General features: G+C 45.8%; 25 protein-coding genes and 1 pseudogene. 16 read left to right on the top strand and 10 right to left on the bottom strand.

Annotation, left to right across the window (positions count from 1 at the left end; all coding sequences use genetic code 11):
• The first annotated feature begins 37 nt into the window (after positions 1-37).
• On the top strand, positions 38-469 hold the full coding sequence (locus BZ167_RS11450) for a hypothetical protein (RefSeq protein WP_015418444.1): 432 nt from the start codon (positions 38-40) through the stop codon (positions 467-469).
• 24 nt (positions 470-493) lie between these two features.
• On the opposite strand, the gene BZ167_RS11455 is transcribed toward BZ167_RS11450, so the two are convergent.
• Positions 494-2,566 carry a transglycosylase domain-containing protein gene (locus tag BZ167_RS11455; protein ID WP_033574377.1) on the bottom strand — a complete coding sequence of 691 codons (2,073 nt, stop codon included), beginning with the start codon at positions 2,564-2,566 and terminating at the stop codon, positions 494-496.
• 199 nt (positions 2,567-2,765) lie between these two features.
• On the opposite strand from BZ167_RS11455, the gene speE reads away from it, so the two are divergent.
• The 3 genes from speE (at position 2,766) to BZ167_RS11470 (ending at position 4,913) form a co-directional block, all read left to right on the top strand.
• A complete protein-coding gene (gene speE, locus BZ167_RS11460; protein WP_003151052.1) occupies positions 2,766-3,596 on the top strand; it encodes a spermidine synthase in 831 nt (276 codons plus the stop codon).
• A gap of 58 nt (positions 3,597-3,654) precedes the next feature.
• Positions 3,655-4,527 carry an agmatinase gene (gene speB / locus BZ167_RS11465; RefSeq protein ID WP_007407646.1) on the top strand — a complete coding sequence of 291 codons (873 nt, stop codon included), beginning with the start codon at positions 3,655-3,657 and terminating at the stop codon, positions 4,525-4,527.
• A gap of 167 nt (positions 4,528-4,694) precedes the next feature.
• On the top strand, positions 4,695-4,913 hold the full coding sequence (locus BZ167_RS11470) for a helix-turn-helix transcriptional regulator (protein WP_003151056.1): 219 nt from the start codon (positions 4,695-4,697) through the stop codon (positions 4,911-4,913).
• 590 nt (positions 4,914-5,503) lie between these two features.
• Here BZ167_RS11470 and BZ167_RS11480 read toward each other — a convergent pair.
• The 7 genes from BZ167_RS11480 to BZ167_RS11510 form a co-directional block, all read right to left on the bottom strand.
• Positions 5,504-6,016, bottom strand: a complete 513-nt coding sequence (locus tag BZ167_RS11480) for a stage II sporulation protein M (protein ID WP_031378560.1) — start codon at positions 6,014-6,016, stop codon at positions 5,504-5,506.
• A gap of 43 nt (positions 6,017-6,059) precedes the next feature.
• Complete coding sequence (locus BZ167_RS11485) at positions 6,060-6,341, bottom strand: hypothetical protein (protein ID WP_007407643.1); 282 nt, start codon at positions 6,339-6,341, stop codon at positions 6,060-6,062.
• 187 nt (positions 6,342-6,528) lie between these two features.
• Positions 6,529-6,714, bottom strand: a complete 186-nt coding sequence (locus BZ167_RS11490; protein WP_007407642.1) for a DUF4177 domain-containing protein — start codon at positions 6,712-6,714, stop codon at positions 6,529-6,531.
• Between the two features lie 34 nt (positions 6,715-6,748).
• Entirely contained in the window at positions 6,749-6,952 is a 204-nt protein-coding gene (locus tag BZ167_RS11495; protein ID WP_007407641.1) for a hypothetical protein, read from the bottom strand.
• Between the two features lie 13 nt (positions 6,953-6,965).
• Positions 6,966-7,169: a helix-turn-helix transcriptional regulator gene (locus tag BZ167_RS11500; protein ID WP_007407640.1), complete on the bottom strand. Its 204-nt coding sequence runs from the start codon at positions 7,167-7,169 to the stop codon at positions 6,966-6,968.
• 197 nt (positions 7,170-7,366) lie between these two features.
• Positions 7,367-7,486, bottom strand: coding sequence for a PhrC/PhrF family phosphatase-inhibitory pheromone (locus tag BZ167_RS11505; RefSeq protein ID WP_015240778.1), 120 nt, complete (start codon positions 7,484-7,486; stop codon positions 7,367-7,369).
• Positions 7,470-8,615, bottom strand: a complete 1,146-nt coding sequence (locus BZ167_RS11510; protein ID WP_015418439.1) for a response regulator aspartate phosphatase — start codon at positions 8,613-8,615, stop codon at positions 7,470-7,472. The genes BZ167_RS11505 and BZ167_RS11510 overlap by 17 nt, the downstream gene beginning before the upstream one ends.
• Positions 8,616-8,845: 230 nt before the next feature.
• Between BZ167_RS11510 and BZ167_RS11520 the strand changes: the two genes are divergently transcribed.
• Entirely contained in the window at positions 8,846-10,201 is a 1,356-nt protein-coding gene (locus BZ167_RS11520) for a YncE family protein (protein ID WP_077392085.1), read from the top strand.
• Positions 10,202-10,240: 39 nt separating this feature from the next.
• Positions 10,241-11,617: a YncE family protein gene (locus BZ167_RS11525; protein ID WP_061860962.1), complete on the top strand. Its 1,377-nt coding sequence runs from the start codon at positions 10,241-10,243 to the stop codon at positions 11,615-11,617.
• Between the two features lie 6 nt (positions 11,618-11,623).
• Here BZ167_RS11525 and BZ167_RS11530 read toward each other — a convergent pair.
• Positions 11,624-12,136 (bottom strand): annotated as a pseudogene (locus tag BZ167_RS11530) (bacteriocin biosynthesis protein AlbG); the annotation flags it as partial.
• Positions 12,137-12,289: 153 nt separating this feature from the next.
• On the opposite strand from BZ167_RS11530, the gene BZ167_RS11535 reads away from it, so the two are divergent.
• The 4 genes from BZ167_RS11535 (at position 12,290) to BZ167_RS11550 (ending at position 16,523) form a co-directional block, all read left to right on the top strand.
• Positions 12,290-12,718 carry a YwiB family protein gene (locus tag BZ167_RS11535; protein WP_007407634.1) on the top strand — a complete coding sequence of 143 codons (429 nt, stop codon included), beginning with the start codon at positions 12,290-12,292 and terminating at the stop codon, positions 12,716-12,718.
• The gene (gene argS, locus BZ167_RS11540) at positions 12,715-14,385 is read left to right on the top strand and encodes an arginine--tRNA ligase (protein ID WP_014419127.1); all 1,671 of its coding nucleotides are present in this window, start codon (positions 12,715-12,717) and stop codon (positions 14,383-14,385) included. The genes BZ167_RS11535 and argS overlap by 4 nt, the downstream gene beginning before the upstream one ends.
• 133 nt (positions 14,386-14,518) lie before the next feature.
• A complete protein-coding gene (gene narK / locus BZ167_RS11545; protein WP_007407632.1) occupies positions 14,519-15,709 on the top strand; it encodes a nitrate transporter NarK in 1,191 nt (396 codons plus the stop codon).
• A gap of 97 nt (positions 15,710-15,806) precedes the next feature.
• Positions 15,807-16,523 carry a fumarate/nitrate reduction transcriptional regulator Fnr gene (locus BZ167_RS11550; protein WP_053573960.1) on the top strand — a complete coding sequence of 239 codons (717 nt, stop codon included), beginning with the start codon at positions 15,807-15,809 and terminating at the stop codon, positions 16,521-16,523.
• 31 nt (positions 16,524-16,554) lie between these two features.
• Here the strand turns inward: BZ167_RS11550 and BZ167_RS11555 are convergent, their stop codons facing one another.
• The gene (locus tag BZ167_RS11555; protein WP_077392086.1) at positions 16,555-17,274 is read right to left on the bottom strand and encodes a YwiC-like family protein; all 720 of its coding nucleotides are present in this window, start codon (positions 17,272-17,274) and stop codon (positions 16,555-16,557) included.
• Positions 17,275-17,416: 142 nt separating this feature from the next.
• Between BZ167_RS11555 and BZ167_RS11560 the strand changes: the two genes are divergently transcribed.
• The 6 genes from BZ167_RS11560 (at position 17,417) to BZ167_RS11585 (ending at position 25,220) form a co-directional block, all read left to right on the top strand.
• Positions 17,417-17,893, top strand: a complete 477-nt coding sequence (locus tag BZ167_RS11560; protein WP_040238756.1) for a cyclic nucleotide-binding domain-containing protein — start codon at positions 17,417-17,419, stop codon at positions 17,891-17,893.
• A gap of 176 nt (positions 17,894-18,069) precedes the next feature.
• Positions 18,070-21,747 (top strand): nitrate reductase subunit alpha, encoded by a 3,678-nt coding sequence (locus BZ167_RS11565; protein WP_077392087.1) that lies wholly within the window; start codon positions 18,070-18,072, stop codon positions 21,745-21,747.
• Entirely contained in the window at positions 21,737-23,200 is a 1,464-nt protein-coding gene (gene narH, locus BZ167_RS11570; protein ID WP_031379126.1) for a nitrate reductase subunit beta, read from the top strand. The genes BZ167_RS11565 and narH overlap by 11 nt, the downstream gene beginning before the upstream one ends.
• A gap of 25 nt (positions 23,201-23,225) precedes the next feature.
• The gene (narJ, locus tag BZ167_RS11575) at positions 23,226-23,783 is read left to right on the top strand and encodes a nitrate reductase molybdenum cofactor assembly chaperone (RefSeq protein ID WP_015418431.1); all 558 of its coding nucleotides are present in this window, start codon (positions 23,226-23,228) and stop codon (positions 23,781-23,783) included.
• Positions 23,780-24,451, top strand: coding sequence for a respiratory nitrate reductase subunit gamma (gene narI / locus BZ167_RS11580; protein WP_007407624.1), 672 nt, complete (start codon positions 23,780-23,782; stop codon positions 24,449-24,451). The genes narJ and narI overlap by 4 nt, the downstream gene beginning before the upstream one ends.
• A 139-nt stretch (positions 24,452-24,590) precedes the next feature.
• Complete coding sequence (locus BZ167_RS11585; protein WP_060673894.1) at positions 24,591-25,220, top strand: YitT family protein; 630 nt, start codon at positions 24,591-24,593, stop codon at positions 25,218-25,220.
• Positions 25,221-25,293 lie beyond the last annotated feature (73 nt).

Consider the following 25,293-nt stretch of genomic DNA (forward strand, 5'->3'; position numbering starts at 1 on the left):
GACTCGGGGTTTTTCATGTTTACGCGGAGGTTTCATCATGTTCACCGTCTTTGAAATCGGGCCATGGGTCATTGAAGCAGATGCGGCGGAAACGAGAAAACAATACGAAAAATCATGGCCTGATCCTTGCGATTGCGGGAGCTGCCGGAACTTTTCCGAGGCGGTGAATCTCCTTCCCGCCGAGATAACAAGATTGTTTACGCAGTTTGGGATTCGTCCGGCTGTCTGTCACGACTTGGGGGAGCATGGAAAGGAAAACGGCCTGCATCACTATGCGGGCAGCTATCCGATTGTCGGCAGGCTTAGGGAAGGCTGGCCGAAGTTTCATATCGAGAGGGCGGGAGATATCCGCTTTTCGTTTTCATTGCCGAGTACAACATTTTTTATACCGAAGGGTTTTCCTGACCCTATTATCCATCTCGACTTTTCACTCTTGCTCCCATGGGTGCTTGAGGAAGACGCGGATTAAAGCCCGGCGCGCAATGCACCGGGCTCAGTCTTTTTTGCCGAGCCACTTATCCCACCACTTTTTGCGCGGAGCTTCTTTGCGGGCGGGGGCGTGTTCCTTTTCTTTTTTAGAAGGTTCCGGTCCGTAGCACACATCCGCGGGCTCAGTGCCTGCGATGAAATACGTATAATGCTTTGCGGCGCAGCCGGGTCCCGAAGTGTAGCCGGAAGCGGGATCGATATAGACGCCCGTGACGCCCTTCGGCGGTTTAAGCGCTATTTCCGGTTCTCCTTCGAGCGCCTTCTCCATAAAGTCCGCCCAAATCGTCTTCGCATAGCTTTTTTCCTCTACTGAATCAATCGTGCTGCTTTTGTCATAGCCTGTCCATACACCGGCGGCAAGAGCCGGGTTAAAGCCGATCATCCAGCTGTCTGCGCTGGTCGTGCCTGATTTACCGCCATAGGTTCGGGTCAGCCGGTCCGAAATGGTGCGTCCCGTGACGGAAGTATAGCCGTTTAAATCCTGATCAAACATGCCCGTCATCATGCTCGCCGTCACAAAAGCGGCTTTTTTATCAAGCGTCTGCTGATGTCCGCGCGGCTGTTCATACAAGACGTTGCCGGCGGTATCCGTCACTTTTGTGATAAAGGAAGGGGTGATTTGTTTTCCCCCGTTTGCGAGCATCGCGTAGGCATTAACCATCTCAATCGGGCGCACGGGTTCAGTTCCGAGCGCCAGAGACGGAAGAGGCTTTAAATGTTCGCTGATGCCGAATTCCTTTGCCGCCGACACGAGCTTATTCATGCCGAGAAAGAGATGGGTCTTCACGGCATAAATGTTGTCTGATAATGCAAGCGCCTGAAGCAGCGTAATCGGTTTATTGGCGTAGTAGCCGTTGTAATTGCTTGGAGAATAAGTATCTCCGTTGTCGTCAATCTTGAACTCTGTGGCTTCGCTTTTCATCAGCGTGACCGGTGTAAAGCCGCTTTGAATCGCTTTGTAGTACAAAAGCGGCTTGATCGTGGAAGCCGGCTGCCGTTTCGCCTGTGTCGCCCGGTCAAACGGGCTTTTTTCGTAGTCACGTCCGCCGAGAAGCGCAAGCACGCGCCCTGTTGCCGGATCAATCGCGGAAAAGCCGACCTGAATGTCAGAGCCGGTACGGATCGTATGTGCCACAGTGTTTTCCGCAATCCGCTGCATGCGCTTATCAAGCGTCGTATAAACACGCAATCCGCTCGTTGCCAGCTGTTCGCGCGTCATGCCTAGCTTTTTCTCGAGTTCTTTCATCGCATCATCGTAAAAATAAGGCGCCGTTTTCGCCGCGGTTCTGTTTTTCAGCGGCTGATAGGCAAGCGGCGTTTTCTTAAGCCTTTCCGCCTTTTCTTTTGAGATCATTTTTTGGCCGATCATCAGTCGGAGAATGGTTTCCTGGCGCTGTTTGGCCTTCTTTTCGCTGACATATGGCGAATAGCCGGACGGGCCTTTCGGTATGCCCGCCAAAAGCACGGCTTCCGCATCGTTCAGATCTTTGGCGTGTTTGCCGAAATACAGGCGCGAGGCGGCTTCAATTCCATATGCGCCGTGGCCGTAATATATCGTATTTACATAACCTTCTAAAATCTCGTTTTTAGAATAGTTCTGTTCAAGGCGGATCGTGTAAAATGCTTCGTTCCATTTTCGTTTCCATGTCTTATCATGCTCAAGGTAGAGATTTCTCGCGTATTGCTGGGTGATGGTGCTTGCGCCCTGAACCTTGGCCATTGCCTTTATGTCAGCCAGCGCGGCGGCGGCCATCCGCCGGTAATCAAAACCGTGGTGGTTGTAAAAGTTTTGATCCTCCACCGCAATGGCGGCCTGCACCGCTATCGGATTGATATCTTTTAACCGCACCCAGTAGCGCTTTTCCCCGAAATCGGTCTCACCTAGCTTTGAGCCGTCATTTGCATAAAGAATCGTAGACTGAGGAACCCGGACGGAGGGGGCCCCCTGCCATTTCGCTGCAAGAAGAACGGATGTGAAGCAGACGCCGGCCAGCATTCCGCCGATCAGTGTCAGAAAGATGCAGGCGCGGATGATTTTGAATGTGATTCTGAGCTGTTTTCCAGATACTTTATCCACTTTTGGGAACCCCCTTTTTCATGATTCTATTATTATGTGAAAAAAGGGGGTTTTTTAAACATATCAAACCGGACACTTCTTTACTTTTTCCCCTCCATCCTCTATACTTTTTCCTTAGGTGAAAATGAGATTTTAACCGGAATAAAAGCGATACAGACGCTTACAATAAATGAAATAAGCCTTGAAAGGGAGATGACAATTGAGCGAGCTTTGGTATACGGAGAAGCAGACGAAGAATTTCGGCATTACATTAAAGGTGAAACAAACATTACATACGGAACAGACGGAATTTCAGCATCTGGAAATGGTGGAGACAGAAGAATTCGGCAACATGCTGTTCTTAGACGGAATGGTCATGACTTCTGAAAAAGACGAATTTGTCTATCATGAAATGGTTGCGCACGTTCCGTTATTTACGCACCCGAATCCGGAAAACGTCCTCGTTGTCGGCGGCGGAGACGGCGGTGTCATCAGAGAGATTCTGAAGCACCCAAGCGTAAAAAAAGCGACGCTTGTCGACATTGACGGCAAGGTTATTGAATACTCTAAAAAATTCCTTCCGTCCATTGCGGGCAAGCTTGATGATCCGCGCGTCGACGTGAGAGTCGATGACGGTTTCATGCACATCGCGAAATCAGAGAATGAGTATGACGTCATCATGGTTGATTCAACAGAACCGGTCGGACCGGCCGTCAATCTGTTCTCAAAAGGCTTCTATGCCGGAATTTCCAAGGCGTTAAAAGAAGACGGCATCTTCGTCGCGCAGACGGACAACCCGTGGTTTACACCGGAACTGATTACAAACGTTCAGCGTGACGTGAAAGAAATCTTCCCGATCACCCGCCTGTATACGGCTAATATCCCGACGTACCCGAGCGGCCTGTGGACATTTACGATCGGTTCTAAAAAGTACGATCCGCTTGAAGTGGAGGACAGCCGTTTCTTTGACATCGACACGAAATATTACACGAAAGAGCTTCACAAAGCGGCATTTGTTCTTCCGAAATTTGTGAGCGACTTAATCAAATAAAAACGTACGGCGCAGGAGCGAATCTTGCGCTTTTTTACAGGAAAGCGAGGGTTTTATCATGAGGTTTGATGAAGCATATTCAGGAAAAGTATTTATCGCAAGCCGCCCCGACTGGAAAGAGGCGGACGCCATCCTTTACGGCATGCCGATGGATTGGACGGTCAGCTACCGTCCGGGTTCACGATTCGGCCCGGGGAGAATCCGCGAGGTGTCTATCGGTCTTGAAGAATACAGCCCGTATCTCGACCGTGACTTAGCTGATTTGAATTTCTTTGACGCCGGCGACATTCCGCTTCCGTTCGGCAATCCGCAAAGAAGCCTTGATATGATTGAAGAATACGTGGACAGCATTTTAGAAAAAGGAAAGTTCCCGCTCGGCATGGGAGGGGAGCACCTTGTATCATGGCCTGTCATAAAAGCCATGTATAAGAAATTTCCGGACCTTGCCATCATTCATTTTGACGCGCACACCGACCTGCGCACGGATTATGAAGGCGAACCGCTTTCCCACTCTACTCCGATCCGCAAAGCGGCCGAGCTCATCGGGCCGCAAAACGTATTTTCATTCGGCATCCGTTCCGGAATGAAGGAAGAATTTGAATGGGCGAAAGAAAACGGCATGCACATTTCTAAGTTTGAAGTGCTTGAGCCACTGAAAAAAGTGCTGCCGCAGCTTGCGGGACGCCCTGTTTATGTCACCATCGATATCGACGTTCTTGATCCCGCTCATGCGCCGGGAACGGGCACGGTTGACGCAGGAGGCATCACGTCTAAAGAATTGCTCGCGTCCATCCATGAAATCGCGCGCTCAGAAGTCAGCGTAAAAGGCGCTGACCTCGTAGAAGTCGCGCCGGTCTATGACCACTCAGAACAAACCGCAAACACGGCAAGCAAGATGATTCGTGAAATGCTGCTTGGGTTTGTGAAATAGAAAGAATTTCCCCCGCTTGAAACATGGCGGGGGATTTTTATATTGTATATAAACTACTTAGAAGTTAGTAAAAGCTATATTATTTTACTATTAATAATTGATGTTATTGATAAAAATTATATAATAGGGTATTATTTAGTAAATACATTTTTAGAAAGGAAGTTAGAATGAAAACAGCAGTAGAAAATGAATTGGAATTAAAAAAGATTGAAATTTCTGTAATTAAACTGATAATTGCTGAAAAACCTAATAAAGAGATCGCTAAGTCATTAAACTACTCGCAGCGTAATGTCGAATATATCATAGCCGGTCTCTGTAAAAAGTGGAATGTGAGTACTAGAGTGGGTATTGTTTCGGAAGCATATAAAAGGAATTGTATACAGTGAACGAAATGAAAGAAAAACCCCTATTGAGGGGGTTTATTTATATATGCTAAAAAAACATTCTATACAGGAATGCCGTAAAAATAAAAACTGAGATTGTCAGGTAGTTCAAACTTGTTCTCCATTTCAGAAGAATAAACAAAAGAAATAAATAGGCAATATTGAACAAATCAAAGATAGAAAAAATCAAATGATTACTTGTGAAAAATAAACTAGTATTTGGATGTTCTGCGAAAATGTTTTTGAATGATATAAGAAAAAACTTAATTGCGACCGGGATGTTAGAAAACATAAATAGGGAATAAAAGGTTTTAATCTTAATTTGAGCGCCAAGAAAATTTATAATGAGAAATAGTACAAATCCTTCAAAAATCACCCCGAACATTAAAAGAAACAGTGCGGCTATCGCAATGATATAATCTAAATGTTTTACTTGCTCAACAACTTGTATAGGGATGTTTTTGGGAATTAAACTTTTCATAAAAGGCAATAGGGAACTTAAATAAAAAGCTAACCCGATAATATAAAACAAAAATGAGGACAAAAAATTAATGTTTCGGTCCTTAAATGAAGATAATTCAATTTGCATAATCCTAAGAGACTCCTTTTATAAAGATAGGTGTAAGAAATGTTTCTAACATAGCTGCTATCATTAAACCGAGAAATATAATACCAATATATTTAAAAGTGAATTTTAAATTTATTTTGAGGAGTAATAAATCCAAAGTTAATTTCATTCCTACAGAAGCTGCAAGAAGCAATACCGGGACTTCAATTATTCCATGGGGTATAACAAGCAGTAAAAGGTTTAAATTGTCTTTGATGTTTCCTATGGCATTTCCTAAAATGAATCCATTAATAATTAAAACTGCAATCGTGCCAAGTGACAGCGTCAACGGGCCTAAAAAAACAAGCAGACTCGCTACTTTAATATTATTAAAGAAAATCTGAAAAAAATCCGGACGGATATTTCGATTTAGATTATTTACATTTGAAGCGGGATCTGTATAAAAATAAGCTGTAAATAAAGCAATTAAAAATAAGATCAGACAGAGTATGTACAATTTGACTAAAACGTTCTTTTTAAACAAAGTATTTTCATCCATTCGTTTAAGGGACTGCCAGGGATATTGAATTTAATGTTTTATATTAAGCTGCTGCTGTACTTGCTGCAGCCAATTGTTCTAAAACGGCTAATGGCAAGCCTGCACCAAGAGATCCTAAAACAGTAATGATAGCCAGGACTGAACCCGTTGCGGTGATAGCACTGACAATCCAACTAGGAGCTATTATTCCAGCTCTGTTTAAAATATCGATGACATCCATGCTTAAATGATTATGTTTTATACTGAAAAGAGCGAGAACAATGATTCCTGATGCTACTAATGTAAAAATCGCTTTACTATTTTGTGTTTTTAAAAGTAGACTCATTTTTTCCTCCAATTTTTTCAATATCCCCAGCAAGTTAAATAATAAAATATATTGAAAGCTATTTGAATTGCGGATTTCCGAAAAAAATATTTAAGAGGTGAAATCCGTTAAGGTATCTGCTGGCTTATTTTCAGTACAAAGAAAGCCGGACCATATGTATGATCCGGCTTTCTTTGTACTGAAACATTTATACTTTTTTTTCAAGAATAATATCAAAATAATCGGCTGCCCCATAACCTGAAATAGGAGGAGCAAATATTTGAACCAGCTTCCATCCTTGCTGCGAATACTTTTCAATAATTTCTTTATAGTCTTCTTTAGGCTTTCCTTTCCATCGGTTTACTTCTACTTTTATGAACTTATATTCGTACATTGCTGTATAATCCTCCGGAAGTGTATTGGAATTGTTACCTTGTTTTTCGATTATGATAAACTTGAATCCATAAATAGAGCGCGCAGCCTATTAAAAGTATTGGAAATTGCCATCCTGTATTTCCGTTTTTAAAATAATCTATTAATGACCATATCAGTAAAGCGACAGTATAAAAACTAAATGCTATTCTGGCGGCTATACCCGATTGGTGTTTTTGCATCTCATCCATTTTCTTCATAAGAACCGCTCCCTTACTTTTTTTTGGCGTTATAGTTGAATACTTTATCTATTCCCGTATTTAATGCGTGAGCTATCGAAAAAGCCAGACTTAATGTCGGGTCATATTTATTATTTTCAATTGCATTGATGGTTTGCCTGGTCACATTGCAGAGCTTAGCCAGATCATTTTGTGAAATATCAGCTGCTGTTCTAAGTTTTTTAATATTGTTATCCACTAAAACCCTCCTTAAATATTTTTGTTTTTATTTTAAATTTTCAAATTTATATATATTTATTTTAAATAATATATGTATGTGTGTCAAATACTTTTTACACATTTGAATTTTAAGGTATGATTTTTGTTTTTGCAAATTAGTTGTTTATATAAAAAACGGCTTGCAGTTTAACCTGCAAGCCTAAAAGTAATCATCATTTAAATCATTCCGCGCTGAGCAACTTCAAATTGATGTTTCGGTGCACTTGCGATGTCGGCTGAAACAAAAACAGTGCTTATTGCCAAGCAAGTAAGTGCTAATTTATACTTCAATTTCATACAACTTCACACCTCCTTGAATCTGCTGTCTTGTTTCTTCCACCTTTAAAAAATATGCGGAAGCCTTCTCGAAATTTTCTCTTTCATGATAATATTTTGCCACATCTAAGGCAAAATCTTCAAGATCAGCATACATCAATTTATCTCTGAGAAAGTCAAAACATTCCATGATTGCTTCTTCATCAGGCTCACCGACATATAAAGATTCTAAAAATTCATACTCGGCGATATATAGGGAATCTTCTGCCTCCTCTGCATAAGATACCCCTTTGTCATGATATTGTCTGGCTATGGCCATATTTCCGATTTTATAATGTATTTGTGTGATTAAGAAATAGGCTTGCGGGAGAGAAGTGATGATGTTCCCATCTTCAAAAACAGCTATTGCCCGTTTTATGTAGTCAATGGCTGGTTTGTAATTTTCTTGGCTGTTAAAACAAAGTCCGATATTATATAGAGTCCGGCCCATTAATTGAGGCTGCTGTTCTGCCTCTGCCATGGCATAAGCCTTTTTAAAATGCTGAATTGCTTCATCATATTGCTTTAAGTCAAGAAAGTTGGTAGCGAACAATGAATGGCACTGAAGCACCCTTATATTATATGCCTCCTGCTTATGATAAATTTTATAAGCCTGCCGGGCATAATCCATAGAAAAATAAGTCTGTTTCATATAATAATAGGACTCTGACATCTTAAAATAAAATTCAGCTTTCTCGATACAATCTTTGACAAAATCAAGCTTATATTCAGCTTTCTTAAAAAACTGAATCGCTGAAAGATATTCACGGCATTCCAGCTCATACATCCCCCGGAAAAAATTAAAATAATAATCAAGACGTCCGGTCAGCCGGGCCTGCTTTTTATCAATATCCGCGAGCAGATCCGATAGTCTCGGCTGTTCTTCTATCCGCTGCGATTCCAGCGGTTCGAGGTATTCGAGCATCAGATTATGGCGGAATTCCATGAGAGAATAGTATAGATGAAGATCCTGATCATCTTCCAGACCTGCAAGTTCTTCTTTGATTTCTCTCCGCAAGTACTCGGCGTCCGGGATGCTGAACCTTCGAATGTACATATACCATTCGTTGATTTTTTCTCCAACCGCTGAAGATGATAAAACACTCGCCACTATTCCGAATCCCTCCCTTCCACGTTATGTATATGACATATTTTATCATTTTCATTCGGAAGGATAGCGCAAAAATACCGCAATGTTTTCTTTCGTTAAAACCGCATGTCTGCGGATATCATTTCAAAAATCCACTATTATCCCCCCAATTTGTACAAGCAAACAAATACACCTTCCCATATTCTGTTGTATCTGCGTGAGCAGTGTATGTCTGAAAAGGAAGTGAAGGAATGAGAAAAAATAAGCTTTCCTTTAAAGAAAAAGCAGGAGCAGAACAAGAAGAGTGCTTATGTTTTTGTGAGGGAGAAGCAAGCCGAGAAGCCATGTTTCAAGCGCCGATTGAATTACCTGAAGGATTTGTCGTTGATCCGGCTGAAGCTGTTGCAAACGTGACGTGGAATGCAGACAGCCTTTCTTGTGTCAGTGACCGTTGCTTAATTCAAACGGGGCCAGAGCCTGATGAGGTCGGTGTTCAATTTGCAGTGCGCCTGCAGGGAACCGTTACGCTACTCGTCAGTGTCTCACCTGTGCGAAATCAATATGGACAAGGGGACGGGGCTGTTTCCGTCATTCACAATGCAGAAATCGATCAAGTCGTCTATTATTCCGATGAACCGGATGATTGCCCGGATATCAGTGACATCACGATTGAGAACCTTGTTGTTGTTCCGCCGTTTTACGGCAGTCCTTTATCGGTGACGGGGACGATTGTGCTTGTACCGGAGCCGGAACCCGTCTACGCGTTTACAGCGAATCCAAATGATCAATCAGTTTCTGTGATTGATACAAACACCCATACTGTTGTGACAACGATTGCTCTTCCGTACAATCCGGCAGGTATTGAAATTACGCCAGATAAAAGCGCTGTGTTTGTCTTACATCCCAACAATAATGTGATTTCTGTCATCGATTATGACACATTAACAGTGACAGCAACTATATTGCTGGATCAGCCGCCTCGATTGATTAGATTTATCCCTAATCATGAGTTTGCTTATGTTTTCACCGGTACTGCCATTTATGTGATTGGAATTGATACGTTGACTGTTGAGAGGTCTATTCCTGTAGAAGGTTTTGATATTGCAATTGACCCCAATGGGTTGTTCGCCTATGTTCTTAATTTTGGGTTAGTGCAAAAAGTGGACTTATCTACCGGTGAAGTCTTAGGAACGATTGAACGAGAGCTTATCGTATCATCCATAGAAACAGATTCTACGGAGCGGTATGCGTATGTATTAGAACAAGAATTCTTATTCAATTATTTGACGGTTATTGATTTAAATACGTTTACGATCAGGGATACCCAAGAGCTGGAGCCTGACGGGCTATATGTAATGTTTACGAGTGGATCAGAGGTGTATTTACATGACAGCTTCACTGGCAATTTATATTCTGTCAGTCCGAATGGAGCAGGTGTAATTGGAAATCTTCCGCAATCAGCAACAGACTATGCGTTTACCCCGAATGGCGATTTTCTGTATGCAACTCGTTTTATAGAGCAGAGCATCACTGTTTACAACACGGATGATTACTCCGTGGAGACTGTCATATCTCTTGGGGTTTCACCGGGAGCTATTGCGATTTAATCAACTATATGTTGTGCATTTCTAAAAGGACGTGAAATCATGAAAAAGAATGATCTTTCTGCTTTACAGGAAAATTGTTTCTGTTTTTGTGATGAGGAAATTAGCCGGGAAGCGCCGTTTCAAGTGCCGATAGATATCCCTGAGGGCTTCAAGGTTGATACGGCCGAAGCGTCAGCGGCTGTTACATGGAGTACAGACAATTTGTCCTGTATCAGTGAGCCTTGCTTAATCCAGACTGGGCCGGAACCAGAAGATATCGGTGTTCGATATGCTGTGAGAGTACAAGGGACCGTTATGCTTCTTGTCAGTGTGTCGCCTGTACGAAATCAATATGGACAAGGGGACGGGGCTGTTTCTGTGATTCATACAGAAGAGATTGATCAAGTTGTTTATTATGCAGCGCAGTCTGGCCGCTGTCCTGATTTCAGTCAAATAACAGTGGAAGATCTTCTCATTGTACCGCCTTTCTACGGCAGTCCGCTTACGGTGACCGGGACGCTTGTTTTACCGCCACCGCCAGACCCTCAATCGTATGTGTTTACAGCCAATTCAGGAGACAGCACGGTTTCGGTTATTGATTCAGATTTAAACACGGTTGTAAAAACAATCCCTTTTTCTGACGTGCCAACTAATCTAGGCGTTACTTTCGATAAAGCTTTCACGTATGTCCTCCATGGGAATACCAACCTTGTCTCAGTGCTAGATAATAAAACATTAACCATCATAAATACCATCACTGTTGGAGGAGGGCCGAGAAAGGTTGAATTTGATTCAACAGATGAGTTCGCGTACGTGATGGCCGCCGGATCTATATATATGATCAACATGGCCTCTCAATCGGTCATTGATGTCATTCCGATACCCGGCGTTTTAGACTTTGCTCTTGATCCGAATGGACAGTATGTCTATACCGCTAATGGAAGCAGTTGGTCGGTTGATAAATATGATGTAAATACTGGGCAGTTGGTAGAAAGTATCATAGATACATTTGAATTTCCCAGTTTAATTGCCACTCCTTACGCTGGAAATTTTGCGTATGTGTTGAATGGTGAGCTGCTGCCGAAAGGTGTAACGGAGATCAGTTTGTCACCATTAAGCAGGGGAGGCGACTTCAACCGTTTATTGGAAACGCTGAGGACGATTGTATTTTCTCGCGATAGCACTAGAGCTTATTTTCTAGAGCCATATAGTGAACCGTTTCTCATTAATAACTTATACGTAGTTAATACGGCTGGACAGAGGATCATTGCAAACGTGTCTCTCCCCGACGCCTTTGACCTCGCCGTAACACCTGATAATCAGTACATTTATGCAGCACAGCCCGGCGACAATACCGTAACCGTGTACCGCACGAGTGATTATACAGCCATGACGGTGATTCCGGTTGGGACTGGTCCGTCAGCGATTGCGATGTAGCTTATTTCACAGGTTGACAGAAGCAGAGCTGCGATAAAAAAATCGTTTATAAATAAATGAGCCGATCTGCTGGATGGCAGCCAGGATGATTAAAAATAGCAGTTCACTTATGGTGAAACTGAGCATTCGCCAAACCCCTGCTGCTGCCAGCGCTCCCGCATGCCCTTTTTTGAACAGGCTGACATGCTGGAAAAGCTGCAGCAAGTACGTCCGCATAAAATACAATAAATACAAAATCAGTAACACCGCGAGTCCCATTGATACGGCAAGGGGCGTGTGAAAGCGGAAAGGGACGGCTTTGACGATTTCGTACACGCAGCCGAATATGATGACTTGGCATAATACAGCAGCCATCACGTGTGTTTGGCGGACGTTTTTATCGCTGTCACGCAGCGCTTTGACATCGTTGGCATTTCTGCTGCACAATCTATGTTGCTGGAAGTCGCAGCAGCTTCGATGAGACTGTGGGAGTTTCTGATAAGCTGCTGTCATGTTTTTTACGGATTGGGTGACATAGTGATATGATTTTCTCTTCTCATAAGGAACTGCTTTTTATGAGGTTTATCTTCAAATCTAATGAGCAATGATGGTAAGATAGAAGCAGTTGAAGTTTACAAGCTGAATGATTATACTATTCAAGTCAAAGTGGAATGATGAAAAGGACGTGTCAAAATGAAGCAAGAGACACCGATAACACTCCATGTGAAGTCTGTGATCGAGGATGACGGAAATGATGAAGTCATCGAATTCCGTACTACCGGATTTTACTATGTAAAACAACAAAAAGTGTATCTATCTTATTATGAAGAACACGACCTAGGCAAAGTAAAAACGATTGTGAAGGTGAGCGAAGGCGAAGTCCTGATCATGAGGTCAGGCGCTGTTAAAATGAATCAGCGTTTCATAACGGGAGCTTCCACAATTGCGAAATATAAAATGTCATTTGGTGAGCTTGAGCTGGAAACAAGCACAAAATCGATTCAATCTGATCTCGGTGAAGAAAAAGGCCGAATCAGCATCGCATATGACATGCATGTCGGAGACGGGCAGCAGCATTTACATAATATGACGATCACGTATGAGGGAGGAACTCACGCATGAACATTGCGGAACAAATGAAGGACGTGCTGAAGGAAGAAATCAAAGCGGCCGTTCTGAAAGCGGGCCTGGCGGAAGAAAGCCAGATTCCAAGCGTACTGTTAGAAACGCCGAAAGAAAAAACACACGGTGATTATTCCACAAACATGGCGATGCAGCTGGCGAGAATCGCAAAAAAAGCGCCGCGCCAAATCGCTGAGGAGATCGTGGCGTCATTTGATAAAGGCAAAGCTTCCATTGAAAAGATGGATATTGCGGGACCTGGCTTTATCAACTTTTACATGAACAACAGCTACTTAACAAAACTGATTCCGTCCGTGCTTGAAGCGGGTGAACATTACGGAGAGACAAACATCGGACAAGGCGAAAAGATTCAGGTCGAATTCGTATCAGCCAACCCGACGGGAGATCTTCACTTAGGCCATGCGCGCGGCGCGGCGGTAGGTGACGCGCTGTGCAGCGTTCTTTCTAAAGCGGGCTATGATGTGAGCCGCGAGTACTATATTAATGATGCGGGCAACCAGATTAACAACCTGGCGCTTTCCGTTGAAGTCCGTTATTTTGAAGCGCTCGGTCTCGAGAAACCGATGCCGGAAGACGGCTACCGCGGCGAGGATATTATCGCCATCGGGAAAAAGCTTGCCGAAGATTTCGGCGACCGTTTCGTACATGAAGAGGAGAGCGAACGTCAGGCGTTTTTCCGTGAATACGGCTTAAAGTACGAGCTTGATAAACTTCGCTCCGACCTGGAAAATTTCCGCGTACCGTTTGACGTATGGTATTCTGAAACGTCACTGTACGAAAACGGAAAAATTGATCAGGCGCTTGAGGCGCTTCGCGAAAAGGGCCATGTATACGAAGAGGACGGCGCGACATGGTTCCGCTCCACAACGTTCGGCGACGATAAAGACCGTGTGCTGATCAAAAAAGACGGCTCATACACTTATTTGCTGCCAGATATCGCATACCATAAAGACAAACTTGACCGCGGATTCGACAAACTCATCAATGTATGGGGCGCGGATCACCACGGGTATATTCCGCGTATGAAAGCGGCAATTGAAGCGCTCGGTTACAAGAAAGGCACATTGGAAGTTGAGATCATTCAGCTCGTTCATTTATACAAAAACGGCGAAAAAATGAAGATGAGCAAACGTACGGGGAAAGCCGTAACGATGCGCGACTTGATTGAAGAAGTCGGCTTGGATGCCGTGCGTTATTTCTTCGCGATGCGCAGCGCTGATACGCACATGGATTTTGACTTGGATCTTGCCGTATCCACATCTAACGAAAACCCTGTGTATTATGCACAATACGCACATGCACGTATTTGCAGCATGCTTCGCCAAGGGGAGGAGCAGGGACTTAAACCGGCGGCAGATCTTGATTTCAGCCATATTCAATCAGAAAAAGAATATGACCTGCTGAAAACGATCGGCGGCTTCCCTGAGGCAGTGGCAGAAGCGGCGGAAAAACGCATTCCTCACCGTGTCACAAACTATATTTATGATCTGGCTTCCGCTCTGCACAGCTTCTACAATGCGGAGAAAGTCATCGATCCGGAAAATAAAGAGAAGAGCCGCGCGCGTCTCGCTTTAATGAAAGCGACGCAAATTACGCTGAACAATGCGCTTCAGCTGATCGGCGTATCCGCTCCGGAAAAAATGTAATGATGATCAAAGGACAAAGTCTTCGGGCTTTGTTCTTTTTTTGTATATAAAGCGTGTGATGTAATTCACAATCCCGTAAACTGAGTTTTTGTATGATAAGACTGATATTGAATCAGTGAAAGGGGCAAGCCGAATGATCAATCGTCAACATATTCAATTATCGTTGCAGTCATTAAGCTTAGTGGCAGGGTTTATGGTGTGGGTGCTGATTTCATCGCTCATTTCTCAAATGACATCAGATATTCATTTAAGCAAAGGCGAGATTTCATTGGTGACGGCGATTCCCGTTATTCTCGGATCGCTTCTCCGTATTCCTTTAGGATATTTAACGAACAGGTACGGGGCGCGGCTGATGTTTATGATCAGCTTCATCCTGCTTTTGTTTCCTGTATTTTGGATCAGTATCGCGGATTCTTTATTTGATTTAATCGCGGGCGGCTTTTTCTTAGGGATCGGGGGAGCGGTATTCTCCATCGGAGTGACGTCCCTCCCGAAATATTATCCGAAAGAAAAGCACGGTGTCGTCAATGGGATTTACGGTGCCGGAAACATCGGGACCGCCGTTACTACCTTTGCGGCGCCGGTTATCGCTCAAGCCGCGGGATGGAAAGCAACCGTGCAGATGTATCTTGTTTTGCTGGCTGTTTTCGCATTACTGCACGTTTTGTTCGGCGACCGGCATGAGAAGAAAGTCAAAGTTTCCATAAAGACACAAATGAAAGCCGTTTACCGAAATCATGTGCTGTGGATGTTGAGCCTGTTTTATTTTATTACGTTCGGCGCCTTTGTCGCCTTTACCATCTATCTTCCGAATTTTTTGGTTGAGCATTTTGGGCTGAGCCCTGCGGACGCCGGTCTGCGGACGGCCGGCTTTATTGCGGTCTCTACGCTGCTCAGGCCTGTGGGAGGGTTTCTTGCAGATAAACTGAGCCCGCTCCGCATTCTGATGTTCGTTTTCGCAGGGCTTACGCTGTCAGGGGTCATGCTGTCATTCTCCCCGACGATCGGCCTTTATGCGTTTGGATCGCTGACGGTGGCAGTCTGCTCAGGGATTGGAAACGGGACGGTATTTAAACTGGTGCCTTTCTATTTTTCGAAGCAAGCGGGGATTGCCAACGGTATTGTGTCTGCCATGGGCGGACTGGGCGGTTTTTTCCCTCCGCTGATTCTGGCAAGTGTATTTCAGGCAACAGGCCAATACGCGATCGGGTTTATGGCGCTTTCAGAGGTCGCGTTAGCCAGCTTTGTCCTTGTGATCTGGATGTATTGGCAGGAAAGAATGAAAACACATACGGAGAGAAACAGTCAGAGCCTCAATTCATAATGATCCATTCACAAGATTGTTAGTTTTTTCTGGGTGAGTGCAAATCAAGTCACGTTACAATATACATACGCAACGTGACTTTCTTCGAGGTGAGCTCATGAATATTCTCTCTGTCCGAAAATCTGATAAAGAACTTCTTTCCCGCGAACTGCATGAATTGCTGGAATCGATCAGTACGAAAAGGAAAATGAAAAAACACACTTATTTGTTTCAAGAAGGAATGGAAGCAAAAGAGCTCTATCTGATTCAGTCAGGACTCATTGAAATCGGCAAGCTGACATCTGACGGAAAAGACCTGACGCTTAGAATCTGCCAAAAAAACGATATTGTCGGGGAATTGACGCTATTCACAGATGAGCCGAGATATATGCTCAGTGCGAAAGTGTTAGAGGATGGCGAGGTGCTCGTCATTAATAAAAACAAGTTGGAAAAGGAATTGATCCAAAACGGTGTTTTGACGTTTGAATTTATGAAATGGATGAGCACCCATCTTCGAAAAATCCAGTCCAAGATCAGGGACCTGCTTCTTCACGGCAAAAAAGGGGCGCTCTATTCCACCCTTATCCGCTTATCAAACAGCTACGGGGTGGAACGAAGTGACGGGATTCTGATTAACATTGTGCTGACAAATCAGGATTTGGCTAAGTTTTGCGCGGCGGCTAGGGAGAGCGTCAACCGCATGCTGGGAGACCTCCGCAAACAAGGGGTTATTTCGATAGACGAAACCGGAAAAATTATTTTGCACAAGCGGGACTATTTACGATGCGAGATCGAGTGTGAAAATTGTCCGCTGGAGATCTGCAATATTGACTGAAAAAAACAAGGGCAGCCGGTGTCCTTGTTTTTCAGCTTGTGATACATATACACATGACGGTGAAAAAGAAGCCGGCATTTACGATTTCCAGAATGCCGATCGTTTTCACCGGCCAGTCTCTTCCGTGAAAAAACCAGGCCCGCAGACTGCTTAGGATAAAAGCGAGAAACGCCCAGCCTGCCCCGAGAAGAGCCGATAAAAAGGGGAGCAAGAGGTGATATCCCCACGACCAGTATGCAAAGGTTCTGTTTTTTCTCTCCCGTATGACCGATTTCACATAAAAAGAACTCCCGACAAAAAATAAAGCGGATTGCAAGAATAGAAACCAGGCCCAGCCGTCAAGGATTCCCGTTCCCAGCCAGCAGCTCGCAAGCCCGCCTGAACAAAAGAACAGAACACCCGCAATATCATTCGTGAGCGCCCGTTCGTTTTTTCGGCGGGCATAATGCGTATGTATGAGAAACAGCGGCAATAAAAAAACGCCGATCCAGACGAGCTGCGGCTTATGATAGACAGAGATGATCAAAAAGCAGCAGGCCGGAAAACCGTAATACCATATCCACTTTTGATAGGGCTGAAGCTGTTTCTTTTTCAAAGCGAGCGAAACGGGATAAACCGTCAAGTAAAGGAACAGCCAGCCCAGAAAGAGCGGAATATGCCAGAAAACCGGGCCTCCCTTGATCATGCCGAGTAAAAATGGAATCAGCAGCATCGCCCATGCGCCGTGCTGCTTCGGAATCATCGCCTTCATCGAAACCCTCCTTTTTATTTCATTATAAGTACAAACACTCTCCTGATAAGTGACTTTTATCATACAAGCTGTGAAATACATCACTGCCGCGCGGGCTCAATCGGGCTACACTAAAGCTATCCTTAGCACAGGAGGCTTTCCTATGAATCAGTGTGACTATTTATTATTTCTGAAACAACTTCCTATGTTTAATGAAGTGCCTCTGTCCATTGTCGAAACCTTGCTGAAAAACGGGACGTTTATCCGCGGCTCATCTGACCAATCTCCATCCTTTCTTCATTCACAATCCGTTTATATTGTATTAAAAGGCAATATCCGTTTTACGGACAGCAGGCTCCCTGAAGGGTCGCAAACCGTTGCGCTGTGGGAAAAAGGCGATGTGTTTCCGATTGATGAAAAAGGCGGGCTCTCTTTATCGCCTTTTATCTCAGTCAATGTCTCACCGGATATTCTGGTACTCCATATTCCATATTCCGTATTTAAGCAAATGATGTCTTACCATCCGCGGCTGCAAATGAACTTTTTGGCGATGCTTCAGCAAAATGTCTTCTGTTCCTATCAGTTGTTTTTGCGGTATCTGCATACATCACGGGATGAAAACGCCGAACCCGGTTCTTAAACAGAACCGGTTTTTTTGATGACGCGGGCGTCCTCATATCGTTTGAAAATCCTTCCTGCTGCTCCGTGTGAACGTTTTGTGAAAAAAGCAGAGTGTGTGACATAGTTCACAAGGAAACGCGCCGTCTCTGTTTATAGTGTACATAGCATCACCTGACTCGGAAGGAGTGAACGATCATGAAGAAAAAGAAAATGAGTCCGTTGCTCAGGAGATTAAACTATTTTTCTCCTATCGAACATCATTCAAATAACCATAGCCAAACGACAAGCGAAGATCGTGATTGGGAGAATGTATACAGAAACAGATGGCAGTACGACAAAGTCGTTCGCTCCACCCACGGCGTCAACTGCACGGGTTCTTGCAGCTGGAATATTTATGTGAAAAACGGAATTGTCACGTGGGAAGGACAAAACTTGAATTATCCATCAACAGGCCCGGATATGCCTGATTTCGAACCGAGAGGCTGCCCGCGGGGGGCTTGGTACATTTACAGCCCGCTCCGTGTGAAATATCCATATGTGCGAGGTGTGCTGATCAATTTGTGGCGGGAGGCATTGCAGGCGCATCACAATCCGTTGGATGCCTGGAAATCGATCGTTGAAAACCCTGAAAAAGCGAAGTCCTATAAACAGGCAAGAGGGAAAGGCGGCTTTGTGCGCGCGGAATGGCCGGAGGTGCTGAAGCTGATTTCGGCCTCTCTGCTGTATACAGTGATGAAATACGGGCCTGACCGGAATGTCGGTTTTTCTCCGATCCCGGCGATGTCCATGATCAGCCACGCATCAGGTTCGCGATTCATGTCTTTAATCGGCGGCCCAATGCTCAGTTTTTATGACTGGTATGCGGATCTTCCGCCGGCGTCCCCGCAAATTTGGGGCGACCAGACGGACGTTCCGGAGAGCAGTGATTGGTACAATTCAGGCTATATCATCACATGGGGCTCCAACGTGCCGTTAACGAGAACGCCTGATGCGCATTTTCTGGCGGAAGCCCGCTATAAAGGCGCTAAAGTCATTTCGATCAGTCCCGATTTTGCGGAATCCTCAAAGTTCGCAGATGACTGGCTGAGTATCCGCCAGGGGACTGACGGGGCGCTTGCGATGGCGATGGGTCACGTTATTTTGCAGGAATTTTACGTGAACCAAGAAACTGAACGTTTTATTGAGTACGCGAAGCAATACACCGATTTTCCATTCTTCGTCACTCTGTCAAAAGAAAATGGCGTATACACAGCGGGACGGTTTCTGCATGCGAAAGACATCGGGCGGCAGACAAAAAATGATCAGTGGAAGCCGGCGGTCTGGAATGAACAGACAGGTGCGTTTGCCATACCGCAAGGCACAATGGGCTCCCGCTGGGACGGGCAGCAGAAATGGAATCTGCACATGATCGACGAAGACACCGGGGAACCGATTGAACCCCGTCTCTCCGTGCTCGGAATAGAGGACGAAATCGGCATGGTGCGCATTCCGTATTTTTCAAATGACGGAAATAAAGTGCTTGAGCGGAATCTTCCTATTAAAAAATTGGATCTGAATGGTGAAGAGACGTACGTCACGACCGTGTTTGATTTGATATTGGCCAACTACGGCGTGAACCGGGGCATCGGCGGACAATCAGCCGCATCCTATGATGATCCCCGTCCGTTCACACCTGCCTGGCAGGAACAGATCACGGGAATTAAAAGAGAAGCCGTTATACAGATTGCCAGGGAGTTTGCCCAAAATGCGATTGATACAGACGGCAGATCCATGATTATCGTAGGGGCGGGGATCAACCACTGGTTCAACTCCGACACAATTTACCGTGCGGTGTTAAATCTTGTTTTACTCGTAGGCGCCCAAGGCGTAAACGGCGGAGGCTGGGCCCATTACGTGGGGCAGGAAAAGCTCCGTCCGGCTGAAGGGTGGCAGACGATTGCAACCGCAAAGGACTGGGAAGGCGTGCCTAAACTGCAAAACGGCACCTCGTTTTTTTACTTTGCGACAGACCAGTGGCGTTATGAAGACCAGCCGATCAGTGACTTGGCTTCACCGATCGCCGCGTCATCCCGCTACAAGCATCACGCCGATTACAATGTGCTGGCGGCGCGATTAGGGTGGCTTCCGTCTTACCCGACATTCAATCAAAACGGCATTGATCTGTACAAAGAAGCTGAGAAAGCGGGGGCGGCGGCACCTGAAGACGTAGGTGCGTACGTGGCCTCACGGCTTCAAGAGAAAAAACTGAAATTCGCGATTGAAGACCCTGACAATGAAGTGAATTTCCCAAGGAATCTCTTCGTATGGCGGGCAAATCTGATCTCAAGCTCAGGGAAAGGGCATGAATATTTTCTCAAGCATCTGCTGGGGACGACGAACGGTCTGATGAATGACGACAGCGACAGCATCCGCCCTGAAGAAATCAAATGGCGGGAGCAGGCGCCGGAAGGCAAGCTCGACTTGTTAATCAATCTTGATTTTCGAATGGCGGGTACGGCGCTGTATTCCGATATCGTGCTGCCGGCGGCGACATGGTATGAAAAACACGATCTCAGCAGTACGGATATGCATCCGTTTATTCATCCATTTGCTCCGGCCATCTCGGCGCCGTGGGAATCGAAGTCAGACTGGGATATTTTTAAGGCGCTGTCAAAAGCCGTTTCCGATCTGGCGGAAGAAGTCGATATGGAGCCGGTGAAAGAGGTAGTCGCAACGCCGCTCCTCCACGACACGATGCAGGAATTGGCCCAGCCGTTCGGCAAAATCAATGACTGGAGCAAAGGCGAATGTGAAGCCATTCCGGGAAAAACGATGCCGAACATCCATGTCGTTGAACGGGATTACAAACACATTTTTCATAAAATGACCGCGCTCGGCCCTCATACGGCTTTAAAACCGAGCGGAACAAAAGGGATGAGCTGGTCGATTGCGGATGAATATGAATCACTCAAACAGAGACTGGGAGAAACCGATTCAAACAGCGTTGCCAAAGGATGCCCGAATATAAGTGAAGCGAAGCAGGCGGCGGAAGCGATTTTAACCCTGTCGTCCACCTCAAATGGAAAAGTCGCCGTGAAAGCATGGGAATCACTTGAAAACATTACCAATCTGGAGCTGAAAGACCTGGCGGAAGAGCGCGAGGAAGAATGCTTTACGTTCGAGCAAATTACAGCCCAGCCGAAAACGGTCATCACCTCTCCGGCCTTTACCGGTTCAGAAAAAGGAGGGCGCAGGTACTCGCCGTTTACGACGAATGTGGAAAAATTAATTCCGTGGCGGACGCTGACCGGCAGACAATCCTATTATGTCGATCATGAACTGATGATGGAATTCGGTGAAACGATGGCGACATTTAAACCGATCCTCCAGCACCGTCCGTTCCTAAGCAAGCGGCCTGATCAAGAGGGCAAAGAAATCGTTCTTAATTATTTGACGCCGCATAATAAATGGTCCGTCCACAGCATGTATTTTGATTCTCTGCCGATGCTGACGCTGTTCCGCGGCGGGCCGACCGTGTGGATGAATAAAGATGACGCAGAGGACACGGATATCAAAGACAACGATTGGATTGAATGCTTCAACCGAAACGGCGTTGTCGTCGCGAGAGCGGTTTTGTCTCACCGGATTCCTAAAGGAATGGCGTTTATGCACCATGCCCAGGACCGCCACATCAATGTGCCCGGCACAAAACTGACGAATAACCGCGGAGGCACCCATAACAGCCCGACAAGGATTCACGTCAAGCCGACCCAGATGATCGGGGGCTATGCCCAGCTCAGTTACGGCTTTAACTATTACGGTCCGACGGGGAATCAGCGCGATCTGAATGTCGTCATCCGCAAGCTGAAGGAGGTCGATTGGCTTGAAGATTAAAGCGCAGATCGGGATGGTCATGAATTTGGATAAATGCATCGGCTGCCACACGTGCAGCGTCACCTGCAAAAACACGTGGACAAACCGTTCCGGTGCGGAATATATGTATTTTAATAATGTAGAAACAAAGCCCGGCATCGGCTACCCGAAGCAATGGGAGGACCAGGACAAATATAAAGGCGGCTGGACGTTGAAAAAAGGAAAGCTTGAACTGAAATCAGGCCCGAAAACAAACCGGCTTGCAGGCCTTTTCTATAATCCGAATCAGCCGACGATTGATGACTACTATGAACCTTGGAACTATGATTATGAAACATTAACAAACAGCCCGCAAAAAAAGCACCAGCCGGTGGCGCGGCCGAAATCGTCCTTAACGGGGGATTTCATGAATATCGAATGGGGCCCGAACTGGGAGGATGATCTCGCTGGCGGCCACATTACAGGGCTTGAAGATCCAAACGTGCAAAAGATGGAGGAATCGATCAAAACAGAATTCGATGAAGTCTTTATGATGTATCTTCCGCGTATTTGTGAGCACTGCATTAATCCGGCGTGCGTGTCCTCCTGCCCGTCCGGCGCCATGTACAAACGTGAGGAGGACGGCATTGTGCTTGTGGATCAAAACGCATGCCGTTCATGGAGATATTGCGTCTCATCCTGTCCTTATAAAAAAGTCTATTTTAACTGGCAAACGAACAAAGCGGAAAAATGCACACTCTGCTTTCCGCGCTTGGAGGCGGGGCTGCCGACCATCTGCTCCGAAACGTGTGTCGGCAGAATCCGCTATCTCGGCGTCATGCTGTATGACGCGGACAAAGTGGAGGAAGCGGCATCGGTTGAAAATGAAAAGGATCTCTACCATTCCCAACTGGACGTTTTTCTTGATCCGAATGATCCTGAGATTGCCAAACTGGCAAAAGAACAAGGCATCCCGGCTGAATGGATAGAAGCGGCGCAGCAATCGCCGATCTACAAAATGATCATCGACTGGAAGATTGCGCTTCCGCTTCACCCTGAGTACCGTACGCTGCCGATGGTTTGGTACATTCCGCCGCTCAGCCCGATTATGAATCTCTTTGAAGGAAAAGGAAGCCGGCAAACGGCGGAAGCGATTTTTCCGGCTATCGACCAAATGAGAATTCCGATTGACTATTTGGCGCAGCTGTTAACGGCGGGGGATACGGATCATATTCGATCCACGTTAAAGAAAATGTCTGTCATGCGCCAGTATATGAGAGCGATCCAGACGAATAAATCAATCGACCCGGAACTGATCTCCAGTGTCGGCTTAACAGAACAGCAAATTAAAGACATGTATCGGCTGCTGGCAATCGCCAAATATGATGACCGTTTTGTGATCCCGAGCAGCCATCGAGAAGAAGTGTCAGATTTATATGCTGAACAAGGGAGCTGCGGCTTATCATTTTCAGGCGGCCCGGGCTCTTGTTTCTAATTTTTCATAAATGAGGTGTAATAACATGAACACCACAGACCGGCAAATGACGTTCTCCGCTCTTTCCGTTCTTCTCTCTTATCCGGATGAAGAGTGGAGAGCCGAGATTCCCGATTGGAAGGCTCTTATCCATGACATCACCAATCAGCAAATCCGGGAGAAATTGCTGCACTTTTTAGAGGCGGCAGCCGGCTTTTCTCCGCAAGCGCTGATTGAACACTATGTGTATACGTTCGATTTCGGAAAGAAAACGAATATGTACGTCACCTACTTTAACTCAGGCGAACAAAGGGAACGCGGCATTGAATTGCTGCATTTAAAAAACATCTACCAGCAATCCGGTTTCCTGCCGACAGAGAAAGAACTGCCTGATTACCTGCCGCTGATGCTGGAATTCGCCGCGGTTGCGGAGATTGAAGCGGCGAGAAGCGTGTTTGAGAAATACCTGTCCAATGTGAGGGAGCTGGCTTCCCGCCTCGAAAAAAATAACAGCATCTATGCTGAGCTGCTGCACGTGCTGCAGGCCGCACTGGAAAACATCGGTGTACATGCAAGCACTGAAGAAGGGGCTGTTCAGGCATGAGCGGGCAGATCCTGTGGGGCGTTATGCCATACATTGTATTGACGATCTTTATCGGCGGGCATATTTACCGCTATCAGCATGACCAATTCGGCTGGACGGCGAAATCAAGCGAGCTGTTAGAAAAGAAAAAACTCGCGGCTGGCAGCACACTTTTTCATTGGGGACTGCTGTGCGTTGTCGGCGGACATGTCATGGGAATTCTGATCCCGGAAGGCGTGTATGCTTCCCTTGGCATTTCAGAGCATATGTATCACAAAATGGCGATCGGCGCAGGCCTGCCGGCGGGGATTGCTGCATGTGCCGGACTTGTCATCCTGACGTACAGAAGGCTGTTTGACAAAAGAATCCGCAAAACCAGCTCGCCATCGGATATCCTGACGCTTATTCTGCTGCTGTTCATGATGCTGTCGGGCGTTGCGGCCACGTTCCTCAACATTGACTCGAAAGGATTTGATTACAGGGCAACAGTCGGGCCGTGGTTCAGGGAAATTGTTTTGTTCCGGCCTGACGCTTCTTTGATGGAAAGTGTCCCGCTATGGTTTAAGTTTCATATCATCATAGGGTACGTCGTTTTTATCCTCTGGCCGTTTACAAGACTGGTTCACGTGTTCAGCCTGCCCCTCAAGTATTTGACCCGCAGCTATGTTGTCTATCGGAAACGCACGTAAAAATCCCCCCTGCCAGAGGGGGATTTTTTATGGTGAAAAAATAAAAACATAAGATATTTTCTGCCAAGGTAATGGCTGGGCGGCGGGGATTCCTGTTATGTTTTATTTGGAAATAACAGCAACAAAAGGAGAGTGAAGAATGAAGCGGATTTTCCTCATTTTAGCCGCCTGTCTGATGACTAGCGCCGGCGTCCTGACACTCAGACATTCTCAAGTATTAACCGGCGGCACAGCGGGACTGTCACTAAGCCTGTCATACTTGTTTCATTCCTCGTTTGCGATTATCTTCTTTCTGATTAATATCCCGTTTTATATATTTTCTCTCATCAGAATGGGAATCAAATTCACTCTATCCACCGTTTTTGCAGTCACAGTGCTGACTCTATTTACAGGCACGGATCACTGGCTGCCGCCGGTCTCTGTTTCACCGCTTGCCGGGGCGATTTGCGGCGGGGCGCTGATCGGGTTCGGCCTGTCGCTCATGTTTTATCATCAGGCATCGCTCGGCGGCGCCAATATCCTCGCTTTATTTCTGCAAAAGCGCTGCGGATGGAATCCGGGTGCCGTTAATTTCCTCTTCGATTTTGGCGTCGTGCTGGCCGGCATTTTCTCCGTCGGATTGCTGAAAGGGCTCTTCTCCTTAGTGTCGATAGCGGTCACCGGTCTGATCATCGGCATCTTCAAAAATAAAATCAAAGGCAGCTGCTCGCTCAATCCGGCATTGCTTCAGAACATCACACCCGGCCAATCACAGGAAGCTTCATCATAAGCCTTTCCGCTCGTGCGGAGAGGCTTTTTCATATGTTTACAAGCCGGAAAACAGAGGGTATACAGAGATATCG

Source organism: Bacillus sp. 275 (assembly GCF_001999205.1).
Classification (GTDB): Bacteria; Bacillota; Bacilli; order Bacillales; family Bacillaceae; genus Bacillus; species Bacillus velezensis.

Excerpts from the sequence above, each read along its gene's own strand:
- BZ167_RS11450 (WP_015418444.1), top strand. The coding sequence starts at position 38 with ATGTTCACCGTCTTTGAAATCGGGCCATGGGTCATTGAAGCAGATGCG.
- speB (WP_007407646.1), top strand. The coding sequence starts at position 3,655 with ATGAGGTTTGATGAAGCATATTCAGGAAAAGTATTTATCGCAAGCCGC.
- BZ167_RS11470 (WP_003151056.1), top strand. The coding sequence starts at position 4,695 with ATGAAAACAGCAGTAGAAAATGAATTGGAATTAAAAAAGATTGAAATT.
- BZ167_RS11480 (WP_031378560.1), bottom strand. The coding sequence starts at position 6,016 with ATGGATGAAAATACTTTGTTTAAAAAGAACGTTTTAGTCAAATTGTAC.
- BZ167_RS11485 (WP_007407643.1), bottom strand. The coding sequence starts at position 6,341 with ATGAGTCTACTTTTAAAAACACAAAATAGTAAAGCGATTTTTACATTA.
- BZ167_RS11490 (WP_007407642.1), bottom strand. The coding sequence starts at position 6,714 with ATGTACGAATATAAGTTCATAAAAGTAGAAGTAAACCGATGGAAAGGA.
- BZ167_RS11495 (WP_007407641.1), bottom strand. The coding sequence starts at position 6,952 with ATGAAGAAAATGGATGAGATGCAAAAACACCAATCGGGTATAGCCGCC.
- BZ167_RS11505 (WP_015240778.1), bottom strand. The coding sequence starts at position 7,486 with ATGAAATTGAAGTATAAATTAGCACTTACTTGCTTGGCAATAAGCACT.
- BZ167_RS11520 (WP_077392085.1), top strand. The coding sequence starts at position 8,846 with ATGAGAAAAAATAAGCTTTCCTTTAAAGAAAAAGCAGGAGCAGAACAA.
- BZ167_RS11525 (WP_061860962.1), top strand. The coding sequence starts at position 10,241 with ATGAAAAAGAATGATCTTTCTGCTTTACAGGAAAATTGTTTCTGTTTT.
- BZ167_RS11535 (WP_007407634.1), top strand. The coding sequence starts at position 12,290 with ATGAAGCAAGAGACACCGATAACACTCCATGTGAAGTCTGTGATCGAG.
- argS (WP_014419127.1), top strand. The coding sequence starts at position 12,715 with ATGAACATTGCGGAACAAATGAAGGACGTGCTGAAGGAAGAAATCAAA.
- narK (WP_007407632.1), top strand. The coding sequence starts at position 14,519 with ATGATCAATCGTCAACATATTCAATTATCGTTGCAGTCATTAAGCTTA.
- BZ167_RS11550 (WP_053573960.1), top strand. The coding sequence starts at position 15,807 with ATGAATATTCTCTCTGTCCGAAAATCTGATAAAGAACTTCTTTCCCGC.
- BZ167_RS11555 (WP_077392086.1), bottom strand. The coding sequence starts at position 17,274 with ATGAAGGCGATGATTCCGAAGCAGCACGGCGCATGGGCGATGCTGCTG.
- BZ167_RS11560 (WP_040238756.1), top strand. The coding sequence starts at position 17,417 with ATGAATCAGTGTGACTATTTATTATTTCTGAAACAACTTCCTATGTTT.
- BZ167_RS11565 (WP_077392087.1), top strand. The coding sequence starts at position 18,070 with ATGAAGAAAAAGAAAATGAGTCCGTTGCTCAGGAGATTAAACTATTTT.
- narJ (WP_015418431.1), top strand. The coding sequence starts at position 23,226 with ATGAACACCACAGACCGGCAAATGACGTTCTCCGCTCTTTCCGTTCTT.
- narI (WP_007407624.1), top strand. The coding sequence starts at position 23,780 with ATGAGCGGGCAGATCCTGTGGGGCGTTATGCCATACATTGTATTGACG.
- BZ167_RS11585 (WP_060673894.1), top strand. The coding sequence starts at position 24,591 with ATGAAGCGGATTTTCCTCATTTTAGCCGCCTGTCTGATGACTAGCGCC.